Source organism: Paenibacillus sp. SC116, from assembly GCF_024733555.1.
Classification (GTDB): domain Bacteria; phylum Bacillota; class Bacilli; order Paenibacillales; family Paenibacillaceae; genus Paenibacillus_B.
This window is the reverse complement of sequence record NZ_JANIOF010000004.1, coordinates 252,788-267,432: the sequence shown is the minus strand read 5'-3', so window position 1 is coordinate 267,432 and position 14,645 is coordinate 252,788. Positions and strand designations below refer to the sequence as shown.

The 14,645-nt window shown below is 44.9% G+C and carries 14 protein-coding genes; all 14 read right to left on the bottom strand.

What is annotated here, in order from left to right; translation table 11 throughout:
- Positions 1–35: 35 nt before the first annotated feature.
- Positions 36–494: a dUTP diphosphatase gene (gene dut / locus NQ117_RS17475; RefSeq protein ID WP_258279294.1), complete on the bottom strand. Its 459-nt coding sequence runs from the start codon at positions 492–494 to the stop codon at positions 36–38.
- The gene (locus NQ117_RS17470; protein WP_258279293.1) at positions 484–1,737 is read right to left on the bottom strand and encodes a M16 family metallopeptidase; all 1,254 of its coding nucleotides are present in this window, start codon (positions 1,735–1,737) and stop codon (positions 484–486) included. Before NQ117_RS17470 ends, dut begins: the two co-directional genes overlap by 11 nt.
- Before the next feature lie 57 nt (positions 1,738–1,794).
- The gene (locus NQ117_RS17465; protein WP_258279292.1) at positions 1,795–2,820 is read right to left on the bottom strand and encodes a polysaccharide deacetylase family protein; all 1,026 of its coding nucleotides are present in this window, start codon (positions 2,818–2,820) and stop codon (positions 1,795–1,797) included.
- Positions 2,821–3,022: 202 nt separating this feature from the next.
- Positions 3,023–5,248, bottom strand: coding sequence for a polyribonucleotide nucleotidyltransferase (gene pnp, locus NQ117_RS17460; RefSeq protein ID WP_258279291.1), 2,226 nt, complete (start codon positions 5,246–5,248; stop codon positions 3,023–3,025).
- A gap of 239 nt (positions 5,249–5,487) precedes the next feature.
- Complete coding sequence (gene rpsO, locus NQ117_RS17455; RefSeq protein WP_028595531.1) at positions 5,488–5,757, bottom strand: 30S ribosomal protein S15; 270 nt, start codon at positions 5,755–5,757, stop codon at positions 5,488–5,490.
- Between the two features lie 184 nt (positions 5,758–5,941).
- Positions 5,942–6,880, bottom strand: a complete 939-nt coding sequence (locus NQ117_RS17450; protein WP_258279290.1) for a bifunctional riboflavin kinase/FAD synthetase — start codon at positions 6,878–6,880, stop codon at positions 5,942–5,944.
- Between the two features lie 155 nt (positions 6,881–7,035).
- Entirely contained in the window at positions 7,036–7,956 is a 921-nt protein-coding gene (truB, locus tag NQ117_RS17445; protein WP_258279289.1) for a tRNA pseudouridine(55) synthase TruB, read from the bottom strand.
- Complete coding sequence (locus NQ117_RS17440) at positions 7,953–9,035, bottom strand: DHH family phosphoesterase (protein ID WP_258279288.1); 1,083 nt, start codon at positions 9,033–9,035, stop codon at positions 7,953–7,955. The genes truB and NQ117_RS17440 overlap by 4 nt, the downstream gene beginning before the upstream one ends.
- Entirely contained in the window at positions 9,025–9,387 is a 363-nt protein-coding gene (gene rbfA, locus NQ117_RS17435) for a 30S ribosome-binding factor RbfA (RefSeq protein ID WP_258279287.1), read from the bottom strand. The genes NQ117_RS17440 and rbfA overlap by 11 nt, the downstream gene beginning before the upstream one ends.
- A 31-nt stretch (positions 9,388–9,418) precedes the next feature.
- Positions 9,419–12,121, bottom strand: a complete 2,703-nt coding sequence (gene infB, locus NQ117_RS17430; RefSeq protein ID WP_375163096.1) for a translation initiation factor IF-2 — start codon at positions 12,119–12,121, stop codon at positions 9,419–9,421.
- 40 nt (positions 12,122–12,161) lie between these two features.
- Positions 12,162–12,506 (bottom strand): L7Ae/L30e/S12e/Gadd45 family ribosomal protein, encoded by a 345-nt coding sequence (locus tag NQ117_RS17425; protein WP_258279285.1) that lies wholly within the window; start codon positions 12,504–12,506, stop codon positions 12,162–12,164.
- Positions 12,496–12,807, bottom strand: a complete 312-nt coding sequence (rnpM, locus tag NQ117_RS17420) for an RNase P modulator RnpM (RefSeq protein ID WP_144990915.1) — start codon at positions 12,805–12,807, stop codon at positions 12,496–12,498. The genes NQ117_RS17425 and rnpM overlap by 11 nt, the downstream gene beginning before the upstream one ends.
- Before the next feature lie 48 nt (positions 12,808–12,855).
- The gene (gene nusA, locus NQ117_RS17415) at positions 12,856–14,046 is read right to left on the bottom strand and encodes a transcription termination factor NusA (RefSeq protein ID WP_258279284.1); all 1,191 of its coding nucleotides are present in this window, start codon (positions 14,044–14,046) and stop codon (positions 12,856–12,858) included.
- A 76-nt stretch (positions 14,047–14,122) separates the two neighbouring features.
- Positions 14,123–14,584 carry a ribosome maturation factor RimP gene (gene rimP, locus NQ117_RS17410; protein WP_258279283.1) on the bottom strand — a complete coding sequence of 154 codons (462 nt, stop codon included), beginning with the start codon at positions 14,582–14,584 and terminating at the stop codon, positions 14,123–14,125.
- Positions 14,585–14,645: the final 61 nt, after the last annotated feature.

Sequence of the window (14,645 nt, the reverse complement as noted above, 5' to 3'; positions counted from 1 at the left end):
ATCATTGTATAAAAATATACGAGGGCAGAGCCATATTATTTCGTTCCCGTATGGCCAAAGCCGCCTTCACCACGGATTGTATCAGACAATTCGTCTACTTGCACAAGCTTTATGCGAGGCACCTCTTGAATCACCATTTGTGCAATACGTTCGTTACGCTCGATCTTGAACGCCTGCTTACCATGGTTAATAACAAGCACCTTTACTTCACCACGATAGTCCGCATCAATCGTACCAGGTGAATTTAGACATGTGATTCCATTTTTATATGCTAATCCGCTGCGCGGACGAATTTGAGCTTCCAATTGTGGTGGGAGAGCCATGGCAAACCCTGTTGGTACGAGCATACGCTCACCCGGCGCTAATACAATCGATTCCTCTACAGCTGCATATAGATCGAACCCCGCTGCAAGTTCAGACATTTGCTGTGGGAGAGGAATATCCTCATTACCTGATAATTTCTTGATTTGAACTTCATAGCTGTTAACGGACAAGACTATCCCTCCTGAATGCTGCAATCGCCGCGTCATTATTGCCTACCATCGACACTGCAAATGGCTGTGCTGTCATATTCTTGACAATTTCGCGCACATCATCTTGTGTCACTGCCTCAATGCGAGCGATAATTTCATCTAATGTGAAATGTCTTCCTAGCATTAATTCATTTTTGCCTAGACGAGTCATCCGGCTACTCGTACTTTCCAAACTTAAAATAAGACTGCCCTTTAATTGCTCTTTCCCTTTGCGCAATTCTTCGTCGGACAATCCTTTGACCGTAACATCCTGCAGAACTTCTAGCGTCAGTTCCAACACATCAGCAGTCTGCTTTGGCGTTGTTCCGGCATAAACCGTAAACAATCCACTGTCAATATGGGAAGAATGATAGGAATATACCGAATAAGCTAGACCACGCTTCTCACGAATCTCTTGGAACAAGCGTGAACTCATCCCACCACCAATAATGTTATTCAACAACACCATCGCATACAAGTTCGGATCATTCATGGAGCACCCTGGCAAGCTCATGCAAATATGATTTTGTTCCGTTTGCTTCTGATGGAATAGAAGTTCACTCTTGAACGTTGGTGCCTCCACAACTGGAGACTGCCCTTTAATTTGGAAATCACCAAAATGACGCTCGAGCAATTCGATAATCGAATCATCAATATTTCCCGCAACAGCAATAACGGTATTATCGAGTGTATAATGCTGATTCATATAGCGTTTCAAGTCAGCAGAAGTCATTGCGTCTAATCGTTCTTTCGTACCTAATATCGGATACGCCAACGAATGCGATCCATACGCTGCACGAGTTAACAAATCATGAACGAGATCATCAGGTGTGTCTTCGTACATCGATATTTCTTCGAGAATAACGTTTCTTTCCTTATGTAGTTCCTCTTCAGCCATTTGTGACCGGAAAAACATATCCGAAAGCACGTCTACAGCAATTGGCAAATGCTCATCAAGCACTTTCGTATAATAACAAGTATATTCTTTGGAAGTAAATGCATTTACATGTCCACCTATTCCATCGAATGCTTCAGCAATTGACTTTGCATCGTATCGCTCTGTACCTTTAAATAACATATGCTCTATAAAATGAGAAACACCGTTCGTCGTCTCATCCTCATTGCGCGATCCAGTCTTCACCCAGATGCCGAACGAAACTGAACGGCAGGTCGGAATTTTCTCTAAAACGACACGCAGGCCGTTTGTCAGCTGCACTTTTTCCAACAGGAGCTCCTCCTTAAATCAATTCAATGCACTCTTTATCCTATCAAAAAAGTGCTGTCACCTCAACTTATTCCCTAATTGATTTGGGATAACCCGCTTCTCTGACAGCACCTCGCTCACTATTCCTGGCTCTAGCTGTTGTTCTCTAGCCATACGAATAAATGTAGGTAGAGCTTTGCTTGTTGCTGCTGTCGGATGCATAAGTACAAGTACCCCTGGCTTCAACTTAGGCTTTACACGTTGAATAATTGTGCCTGGTTCATTTGGGGTATTCCAGTCAATCGTGTCCGCACTCCATAGCACCGTACGCATTTTCAATTGTTGAGCCGTCTTTACTGTGAGACTGTTAAACGAGCCAGAAGGCGGTGCAAACCAGATGCTTCGCATCCCGAGCTGCTTTTCAATCTCACGTTCTGTCTTTTCCATTTCAACATACTGTCGCCCTTCACTAAGCTGTGCCATATTCGGATGTGTATAGGCATGATTGCCAATCTCATGTCCCTCTTCTGTAATGCGCTTCGCCAGTTCGGGATTACGGCGAACCCAAGAACCATCTAAAAAGAAAGTCGTCTTCACTTGGTGGTCTTTCAATGTTTTTAAAATGGGCTCAATATGTTCATTTCCCCATGCTACGTTAATCATAAACGCAACCATCGGTTTATTTTCATTTCCTCTATATATGGGTTCTATCGGCAAATCCGCCAATGTTACTTCTGGCTTCGTTTCACGGTATACGAGTTTTAGCGGAGTACCTTTCGGTAATTTGCTACTTTGTGCGTAGGATGCCTCCACATCCACTTCAAGACCATTATAACCAGGAACGGCTTTCCATACGCGATCAATACGAGCATTTATCGGTGCTTCTCGTTTCTCATCAGCCGCTTTCTTTATTCGTTGACGCAATTCATCTCCGTCTATTTCATCTAAATTGCTGCTCATCTGAAACGCATCACTATTAACCAGTTGAGCTTTATGTTCAGCCACATATTTACTTGCACCGGTCCAATCTACTATGATCCACGTGATGATACAAGCAAAGCCGACAACAATCCACTTTTGTTTCGTTGCGTTCAATAAGGTCATCCCCTTCGATGGTTGTCCATTCCGATCCATTCCATTCTATGCGACTTTGGACCGTCTTATTCGATACAGCCAAACAACTATCAGTTAGGATGAACATAACGCGTTATTTTTACCAATCCTCCGAAAAAAAGTAGCTGCAAACAAAAAAAGAGCCAGATTCATCTGGCTCTTACAAAGTAACTCATTTGGCAAGCAAATGATATTACGAACGATCTGAACGATTTCCGCCTTGGTTTGGACGTGGTCCACGAGGACCTTGTCCATTAGGTCTGCGACCGCCTTCAGGGCGTGGAGGACGCGCAGTTTGAGAGCTGGAACTTGAAACAACAGCTGTTCCTGCTTCACTAGCTGGTTCCAACAATACTCTGTGGGACAAGTTAATACGACCTTGTTGATCGATTTCAACAACTTTGACTTCGATCTTGTCACCGATGTTCACGACATCTTCTACTTTTGCTACACGCTCTGTAGAAAGTTGGGAAATGTGTACAAGACCTTCTTTGTTAGGAAGTACTTCAACGAAAGCACCGAACTTCTCTACACGCTTAACCGTACCTGTGTACACTTCGCCGATTTCAACTTCACGTACAATGCCCTCAATAATATCGCGAGCACGTTCGTTAGCCTCTTGGCTCGGAGACGCAATGAAAATACGGCCATCTTGTTCAATGTCAATCTTAACGCCAGTTTCATCGATAATTTTGTTAACGACTTTACCACCTGCGCCGATAACATCACGAATCTTATCTGGGTTAATTTGCATCGTCAAGATTTTTGGAGCATATGGAGACAGCGTTTCACGCGGCTGCTGAATAGCTTCTAGCATTTTTCCAAGGATATGCATACGTCCTTCATTCGCTTGTGCAAGCGCTTGAGACAAGATATCACGATTAATACCGTCAATCTTAATATCCATTTGAATCGCCGTTACACCTTCAGCAGTACCTGCAACTTTGAAGTCCATATCGCCAAGGTGATCTTCCATACCTTGAATATCAGACAAGATAGAGAAATGATCTCCGTCTTTAATAAGACCCATCGCAATACCTGCTACTGGAGCTTTGATCGGTACTCCAGCATCCATCATTGCCAATGTACTTGCGCAAATACTAGCTTGGGATGTAGAACCATTGGACTCAAGACACTCAGAAACGAGACGGATCGTATATGGGAAATCAACCTCGTTCGGGATCACTTTGCTCAATGCACGCTCACCCAACGCACCATGCCCAATTTCACGACGTCCTGGCGCGCGAAGCGGTCTTGCTTCACCAACAGAGAACGGCGGGAAGTTATAATGATGCATGAAACGCTTCGACTCTTCTGTACCTACACCATCAAGAATCTGAACGTCGCCAAGAGCGCCCAGCGTACAAACGCTAAGTGCTTGTGTTTGACCACGTGTGAACAGACCTGATCCGTGTGTGCGAGGAAGCAAGCCTACTTGGCTTTCAATCGGACGAATCTCGCTCAATTGGCGGCCATCAGGACGTACTTTGTCATGTGTAATAAGACGACGTACTTCTTCTTTGACGATATCGTACAATGTCTCTTTAACATCGTCCATCTTTTCAGGTTGCTCTATATAGAGCTGCTCGAAGTGCTCAGCTGCTTCCTGATTAATAGCATCAATAGCATCTTGACGAGCATGCTTCTCTTGAATGCGAATCGCTTCAACAAGACGAGGTTGAGCGTATGCACGTACAGCCGCATTCACTTCCTCATCAACTGCATGAAGCTTCGCTTCGATTTTTTCTTTTCCTGAAATTGCTGCGAATTCTTCAATCTTAGCAACAATGTTCTTGATTTCATCGTGACCGAATAGAATAGCCTCAAGCATTGTCTCTTCAGGCACTTCATTTGCTTCAGCTTCTACCATCATGATAGCGTCTTTTGTGCCCGCTACAACGAGATGAAGATCACTCTTCCCTTCTTGCTCAACCGTAGGATTGATTATGAATTGACCGTCAACACGACCAACAATAACGCCTCCGATTGGTCCGTTAAACGGAACATCAGAAATTGCCAATGAAGCAGATGTACCTATCATTGCTGCAATTTCAGGCGGACAATCTTGATCCACACTCATCACAAGATCAACGATCTGAACATCGTTACGGAATCCATCCGGGAACAATGGACGAATCGGACGATCGATGAGGCGGCTCGCCAAAATAGCTTTCTCACTCGGTCTTCCTTCACGTTTAATGAAACCGCCAGGAATTTTACCTACTGAATATAATCGTTCTTCATAGTTGACCGTTAGCGGGAAGAAATCTAGGTCTTTCGGTTCTTTGGACGCTGTGACGGTACACAATACAACTGTGTCGCCATAACGTACAGTTACCGCCGCGTTAGCTTGCTTAGCCAACTGTCCTGTTTCCAGTACAAGCGGTCTTCCGCCGAGGTCCATCTCGATGCGATGCATGGAATCCCTCCTCAATGTATAACCATACTCCAATTCTGTACGTGTACCATTATTTCCTGCTTTGCGCTGCAAAAACCGTCTCTCATTCAGTGAGCCGATAAATCCCAGCTTGTCCAGCATTCATTCAGTCAGAACTGAATATAAGTATGTAAAAACAAATTGACTATACGATAAAAAGCAACCCAGTTGCATGCCGCTCACGGCGGCGATATACAACCAGGCTGCTTGGGTTAGAGCTATTAACGACGCAAACCGAGTTTCTCGATCAATGCGCTGTAACGCTTAACATCTTTGTTTTTCAAGTAAGCCAACAACTTACGGCGTTGACCAACCATTTTCAACAAACCGCGACGGGAATGATGATCTTTCTTGTGCGTACGCAAGTGGTCTGTCAAATTAACGATGTTTTGCGTAAGGATAGCGATCTGAACTTCAGGAGAACCTGTGTCAGAAGCGTGAGTCTTGTGCTCTTCGATAAGCTGTTGCTTACGTTCTTGAGACAATGCCATCCTATTCACCTCCAATTTCATTATTCATATTAGATTCCAATAGCCTCGTTACCGATGGTGAGATCGTGTAACCAAGCAATGGACAAGTGTTGTCTGTAGACAACGATACTAGTATAGCATCATTATAAGAGAAAGTAAACTCAACATATTCAGGACACGTAATCACTGCCATTACATCTTGCCATTAGCCTCGCAATATTGCACGTGCATCCTCAGCATCTCGTGTAATCTGCTCGATCAATTCCTGTATGCCATTGAATTTCTTCTCTGAGCGCAAATACGCAATCAGTGATACAGTCAACGTTTCATCATAAATATCCGCATCAAAGTCAAACAAATGAGCTTCAATAATCGGAGCTAGTATATGACTGTGGAAAGTAGGCTTCAAGCCTATGCTAAGCACACCATCATACGTTTCTCCTCGCACTTGAACGCGTACTGCATACACACCTAAGCGCGGAATATAATATGGCTCTGCCGGATCTACGTTAGCAGTTGGAAATCCAATCGCGCGTCCACGCTTCTCACCGTGCACAACCGTACCAGTAATCGAATATGGACGGCCAAGCAAGTGATTAGCTTGAACCATATCGCCATCATCCAGACACGCACGAATACGGGTACTGCTCACCTTTTGCCCTTTATCATCGAATGGTTCAACGATATCAACAGTGAAACAATCTTTTCCTATATCACGTAGCGATTCAGCTGTACCTGCGCCTTGGAAGCCAAAGCGATAATCAAACCCACATACGACATGCTGAGCCTTCAACTTGCACAAGGCTTCAACAAACTGCTGAGGTGAAATACGAGCGAACTCAAGGTCAAAATTAACGACATACATAAAATCGACCCCAAGTTTCGCTAACTGGCGCTCTTTCTCAGCAAGCGGAGTTAAGTATCGCTCATAGCCTTGTCTTCCAAATACGTATTTGGGGTGAGGATGAAACGTCATAACACCAAGTGGGATATTATGCTCACGACTGTATGCAAGGCCACGCTCTATTACATGAATATGCCCGCTATGAAGTCCATCAAAGTGCCCTAGCACAACAACCTGTGGCTGTGAATGCAGCTGCCAAGCCGAATCATTCAATATATGTTGTAAAGCTATCGTTTCCATATGTCATCGAGCTCCTACATCCAGTTCTAGGGGTTGTTCCTCTATTCACAAGTTCAGCGTCATCAGGACGCATACGAGCAATTTAAGGGCTATGTTGTTAAACATCAGCCAACCGTACTCATTATACATCTGATGACCAGCAGACTACAACCCTATTAGGATGGAAGAAATGCTTTTACTGCACGTAATGCAAACTGACCTTCTGGAACTTGAAATAATCCGTAGAACGTTCCTTCCTCATCATGCAGCCGATACAACTGCTGCGTCAAAGGCTGAAACGAACATGCGCGGAAAGGAATTCCCTTGCCTTGCGTAGCATAAGATGCATAATCATTTTGTATCTGGATAGAAGGAATAAACGAGACAGCCTTTTCGATAGAGATAAGATGATTCTCTAATGAACCGTCGCTCACAGCTTGTTGAATTTGTTCAATCGTCAAGCTGTCTTTCTCCTCAAATCCTGCAGACAATGTACGTACAAGCTTACCCATCGTAGAAGGAACTTGCAGCGAACGGCCAATATCTACACACAAAGTGCGGATATACGTTCCTTTTGAACAAGTTACACGGAATCGAACAGTTGGCTCACTGGTCCCAATCCCTATACATTCAATGATAGAAATATCATGAATGGTAGCTTTTCTGGACTTACGTTCAACAACCTTACCTTCTCTAGCGAGCTCATACAATCGCTTGCCATTTACCTTTACCGCGGAATACATAGGAGGCGTTTGCTCGATCTCTCCTATAAAAGAGAGAATCGATTCACGAATTTGAGATTCCGTCAAATGAGAACAATCAGCGGTCTCTGTTATCTCGCCTGTGCTATCTTCGGTATCCGTTGCTTTGCCAAAACAAATAACGGCTTCGTATTGCTTTGGCTGTTCTTGTAAATATTCTACAATACGTGTCGCCCTACCTAAACAAAGAGGAAGAACTCCAGTTACTTGAGGGTCAAGCGTACCTGTATGCCCAATACGCTTTTCTTTTAGAATCCCTCGTACTTTTGCAACAACATCGTGCGAAGTCCACCCTTCTGGCTTCCACACGGACAACACGCCATTCCATTGTGTCATAACGTTTGTTTCACCTGCTCTACTACTGCTTGAATTGCCTCTTTCAATGGCAAATGCACGGTACAGCCTGCAGCCTTAACATGTCCACCACCATCGAATATTTGGGCAATCGCAGCTACATTTATATCACCTGCTGAACGCATGCTCACTTTGACCCTACCAGGCACGACTTCTTTAAACAATAAGCCAACCTCTACTCCTTCGATGTTTCTCGGATAGTTAACCAATCCTTCAAGATCCTCGTTAGAAGCACCTGTTTGCTGCATATCTTCAGGGGTAATGTATAGCCAAGCAATCCGTTCTTCGGATGCATAGTTTAATCTGCTTAAGCCACGTTGAATCAAATTCATCTGCGGCTTTGAAATCGCTTCTAACAAACGCTCAGCAATAACGTTACCTTTGACACCGTAAGTAAGCAGCTTGGACGCGATTTCCATTACATGTGGTGTTGTATTGCTATAACGGAAGCCCCCTGTATCAGTCAAAAGACCCGTATACAAAATGGTCGCAATTTCATTTGATAGTGGAATGGAGCCGCGATCGAACAAATCAAACAAAATTTCTGCTGTAGCTGCCGCATCTTCTCTAATAAGAGCAACATTTCCATAACGGTTATTTGTAGGATGATGATCAATGTTCAAAATGTGAGCATTAGGTGCTACCCAATCCGATATGCTTCCTATCCTTCCATAATCAGCACAATCTACACAAATGACCGTCTGAAATGGTTCTCTTCCCTCCAAATGACCTTGCTCTGCTATTTGTATCTCGTCTGCCTTTGACAAAAACATGAGCTTGCTTGGTACCTCATTCGCATTGACCATCGTGAATGACTTATTCCATTGCGCTAACAACCAACCAATCGCTACCGTCGAGCTTATTGCATCACCATCTGGGTTTACATGTGCTATAACTAGAAATTGATCATGTTCCTGGATAAACGTTAGCGCACGATCAAGATCGTGCGCATAAGAAGACGGCAGAGCCCCGTCTAGCTGCGAAAGACTATTCGCAGCAGACAGAACTTTGCCGTTATTTTGTAATTGCTCTTGAGTGAAATCAGCTTTCTTATTGCTCATGACCAGTATCTCCATCTTTAATCTCTGATAAGAGACGCTCGATCTTGCTGCCGTATGCAATCGAAGAGTCAAGCTTGAATACAAGCTCAGGCGTATGGCGGAAACGAATTCGCTTACCTAGTTCGGAACGAAGGAAACCATTAGCCTTCTCCAATGCTTTAAGTGAGTTGTCACGTGCCTCATCATCACCAAGTACACTCAAGTATATTTTAGCCATCGACAAGTCACTTGTAACATCAACACCTGTCACTGTTAGAAATCCAATACGCGGGTCTTTCAATTCCGTTTGGATGAGCATGCTCAATTCTTTCTTGATCTGCTCTCCCACACGACCAGTACGAACTTTTGCCATCTTACTTCACCTCTTTTTCTCTTTGAGGGCTTTATTTACGTTCAACTGCTTCCATTTGGTAGGCTTCGATAACGTCGCCTTCTTTGAGGTCATTGAACTTGTCAAACATAATACCACATTCGTAGCCTTGTGCAACTTCTTTCGCATCATCTTTGAAGCGTTTCAAGGAATCTAACTTACCTTCGAAGACGACAATTCCTGCACGGATGACACGTACTTCAGCGTTACGAACCATTTTACCGGAAGTAACCATACAACCAGCGATCGTGCCCACTTTACCGAGCTTGAACATGTTGCGAACTTCAGCATGACCAAGTACAACTTCTTTGTACTCAGGATCCAACATACCTTTCATCGCTTGCTCAATCTCTTCTACGATCGTGTAGATAACGCGGTGCATACGCACGTCGACTTTTTCTTGATCAGCTGTCAATTGAGCCTGAGCATCAGGACGAACGTTGAATCCAATAACAATCGCACTGGATGCTGTCGCCAAGATAACATCAGATTCTGTAATCGCACCTGCACCGGAGTGAATGATTTTAACGCGTACGCCTTCAACTTCAATCTTCTGCAAGGAACCACGTAGCGCCTCAACAGAACCTTGAACGTCAGCCTTGATAATCACGTTAAGTTCTTTCATTTCACCGTCTTTGATATGCTTGAACAAGTCATCCAACGTTACACGCGTGTTCGCACCCAATTGACTCTCACGAAGTGTCGTGGAACGCTTCTCTGCAATAGAACGAGCTTTACGCTCATCTTCAAAGCCGATGAAGACATCGCCAGCTTGTGGAACTTCCGTCAAACCTGTAATTTCTACAGGTGTAGAAGGACCTGCTTCCTTGAGTCGACGACCACGGTCGTTAACCATTGCACGAACACGTCCGAAGCATGTACCTGCAACGAAAGCATCACCGACTTTAAGCGTACCGCTTTGTACAAGAATACGTGCTACAGAACCACGACCCTTATCAAGCTCTGCCTCGATAACTGTACCGCGAGCCAATTTGTCTGGGTTAGCTTTGAAGTCATTTACTTCAGATACTAGAAGGATCATCTCAAGCAAATCTTCTAGGCCAGTACGTTGTTTAGCAGATACGTTAACGAAGATAGTATCTCCACCGAACTCTTCTGCAACAAGTTCATATGCCATCAATTCTGTTTTTACGCGATCTACGTCAGCAGCTGGCTTATCGATTTTGTTAACCGCTACGATAATTGGAACGCCAGCAGCCTTCGCATGGCTAATTGCTTCAACTGTCTGAGGCATTACACCGTCATCAGCTGCAACAACGATAATCGTAATATCTGTAACTTGTGCACCACGTGCACGCATAAGCGTAAACGCTTCGTGACCTGGAGTATCAAGGAACGTAATCTTTTTGTTGTTAATCTCTACTTGATAAGCACCGATATGCTGTGTAATACCACCAGCCTCGCCGCCTGTTACGTTCGTTTTGCGGATCGCATCAAGAAGTGTCGTTTTACCATGGTCAACGTGACCCATAATCGTTACAACTGGCGGACGCGTTTGAAGCTTAGCTTCATCCTCTGCTTCTTCTTGCTCTTCGAACGGATCTTCCTGAACAGGAAGCTTCAATTCAACTTCAACTTTGAACTCTTCAGCGATAAGCTGGATCGTATCCAAATCAACCTCTTGGTTAATTGTCGCCATTACGCCCATGAGCAATAGCTTCTTAATAACTTCGGAAGCATCCTTGTGAAGAAGTTTAGCTAATTCGCCAACTGTCATTGCGCCGCGCACAATAATTTTCTTAGGCGTGTTATCGATCTTTTCACGAACTTCATGCTGTCTCTTGTCGTTACGGCCTTTACCTCTGCCTTTTCCTCTAGGACCGCGGTTACGATTGTCATCGAAACGATTGAATCCTTGAGTCTTCTTGCCAGCAGCGCCGCCATTACGACGATCACTATCTTGTTCACCGAATCTGTTCCCTTTAGGGTTTTGATTCATACGAGCCGGTTGTGGCTTATCTACCGTTGAACGAGCTGGTGCTGGTGTTGCTGGACCACGGTTACCACCTGGTGCTCCACCTGGACGACGATCTTGTTGACCACCGCGGAACCCGCCTTGACCACCTTGACCTCCGCCTTGTGGACGTCCTTGACCACCACTGTTGTATCCACCTTGGCCTTGCGGGCGTCCTTGACCTCCGCCTTGCGGACGGCCTTGACCACCACTGTTGTATCCACCTTGGCCTTGCGGGCGTCCTTGACCTCCGCCTTGCGGACGGCCTTGACCACCACTGTTGTATCCACCTTGGCCTTGCGGGCGTCCTTGACCTCCGCCTTGCGGACGGCCTTGGCCACTGTTGTATCCACCTTGGCCTTGTGGACGTCCTTGACCTTGCGGACGATCACCACGAGGGCGATCACCACCTTCACGATTGAAAGGGCGTCCTCCTTGTTGACCATCACGCGCTGGACGTCCTTCATGCGAACGGGAACCTTCACTGCGCTGCCCACCAGTGCGCTCGCGCTGTTGTTCGCCACCACGTGGCGCCTCAGAAGCCGCTCCAGTAGATTGGCTTACTTGTGCTTCACCTTGTGGCTTAGCCGGTGTTCCTTCGTTCTTAGCTTGTGCATTTGCCTTTACGTCTTTGAAATGTTGCTCTACTTTACCCACAGCATCAGTCTCCATTACACTCATATGATTGTTTACAGGATAATTAAGTCGTTTAAGAATCGTAATAATTTCTTTACTACTCATGTTGATTGATTTTGCATATTCGTAAACTCTTAACTTTTCCTTATTGTCCTTCCCTTGTTTCACCAATATACTCCACCTCCGACATAGTTATCAGCCCGTTATGCATCAAGCTCGCGAAGCCCTTGTCGGTTACCCCCAATATCACTCGGTCTAGTTTACCTATACTTTCTCCAAGCTCATCTCGGGTAAATCCAATAACAAGTGGAACATTGTAGGTGCGACACTTATCTTTGAACTTTTTCTTTGTGTTCTCAGATGCATCACCTGCAACGATTACTAATCGAGCCTGACTATTTCGTATTGCTTTAAACACAATGTCGTCTCCGGATACCAGCTTGCCAGCACGTTGCGCCAAGCCAAGTTGAGACAGGACTTTATTCTTCATCTTCATCTCGCTCCTTGTTAGCGAGAAAATCATCTTCGACGCGGATGAAATCCTGCGCCAACTGTTGATATATATCAGCGTGCACCGCTTGCTTAAGCGCACGGTCAAGAGCTTTTGACTTATGTGCCAGTTTGAAGCAAGCCAGCTTTCCACATAAGTAAGCACCCCGACCCGACTTCTTGCCTGTCAAGTCGATTTGAACCTCATCTTGGGGAGTCTTGACAACGCGGATAAGCTCCTTTTTGGGCATCATTTGCTGACAAGCAACGCATTTGCGCAGCGGTACTTTTCTCGGTTTCATGACTGAACCCCCTTGCCCTTCAGCAGAACGAGAACTTGTTTGTACAAATTACTCTTGTGTCTGCTGAGTCTCTGTAATCTGCTCATCTTCTTCATTTAGAGCTGCTTCTTGTTCAAGCGGTTCCGTTGGGTCGAAGTCTTGTTCAACAGCCAAACGCTCTTGCTCAATCGCTAGATCTTCAGCGTCTAATTCAGCAGCAATGACTTCACCAATTTGGGACTCGCTCTTAATGTCAATCTTCCAGCCTGTCAGCTTAGCTGCAAGGCGCGCATTTTGACCCTTGATGCCGATTGCAAGTGACAATTGGTAATCAGGAACGATTACACGTGCCATCTTCTCAACTTCACGAACATCAACTTCCACTACCTTAGAAGGACTAAGTGAGTTTGCTACGTACTCCTCTACATCCTCAGACCAACGTACGATATCGATTTTTTCACCGCGAAGCTCGTTAACGATCGTTTGTACGCGTGTACCTTTAGGACCAACACAGGAACCTACTGGATCTACTTCTGTATTACGGGAATAAACCGCAATCTTCGAACGTTGACCCGCTTCACGCGCAACAGACTTGATCTCTACGACGCCTTCGAAGATCTCAGGTACTTCCAACTCAAACAGACGCTTAAGCAATCCTGGATGAGTACGGGACAAAATAATTTGTGGGCCTTTCGTTGTGTTCTCTACTTTCGTAATGTATGCTTTAACACGATCTCCGTGTTTGAACTTCTCGTTCGGCATCATTTCGTTCAAAGGAAGAACTGCTTCCACCTTACCCAAATCAATAAATACGTTGCGCGTATCTTGACGTTGAACGATACCTGTAACGATATCTTCGGCACGATCAACGAACGCATGATAGATGAGCCCGCGCTCTGCTTCACGAATACGCTGTGTTACAACTTGCTTAGCCGTCTGTGCTGCAATACGACCGAACTCGCGTGGGGTCACTTCAATTTCACAGACGTCATCAATCTGGTAGTTCGGATTCACTTCACGGGATGCATGCAGCGAAATTTCGTGTCGAGGGTCCATAACCTCATCTACGACCGTTTTACGGGCATATACTTTAATTACACCCGTTGTACGATTAATATCCACACGAACATTTTGTGCTGCGTTAAAATTACGCTTGTAGCTGGAAATCAAAGCAGCTTCAATCGCGTCAATCAATATTTCTTTGGCAATTCCTTTTTCATGCTCTATCTCTGCCAACGCTTCAATAAAATCAATACTCATGCGGTAAGCTCCCCCTTTCAGCCGCGAAACGGCTTCATCATGTACTCATGTACGTAAAGAAAATTACATATTAATGTTAGAACATAATAGCCAAACGTGCGCTGGCTACTTTGGATGTAGACAATTCATACTCTTTCTTGCCAACTCGTACTACGACTGTTTCACCATCATAGGATACAAGCGTACCTTCAAACTCTTTGAGACCTTGAATAGGCTCATATGTAGTCACGAAGACATGCTTGCCAATCGATTTCTCGTAGTCCTTCGGCTTCTTCAACGGACGTTCTGCGCCAGGAGAAGATACTTCTAGGAAGTAAGCATCTGTAATTGGATCATTCTCATCCAATTGCAGACTCAAATATTCGCTAACGCGACCACAGTCCTCAATGTCGATCCCGCCATCCTTGTCCACAAACACGCGCAGGAACCAACTGCTTCCTTCTTTGACATATTCAATGTCAACTAACTCGAACTGATGCTCATCCAAATAAGGTTGCAACATGTTTTCTACTACCGATTTGATGTTCGGTGTGCTCAAGCTTTGTACCTCCCGATACACTACGTATGTCTCTTTTAAATATATGGTTAATTCCGTTGCA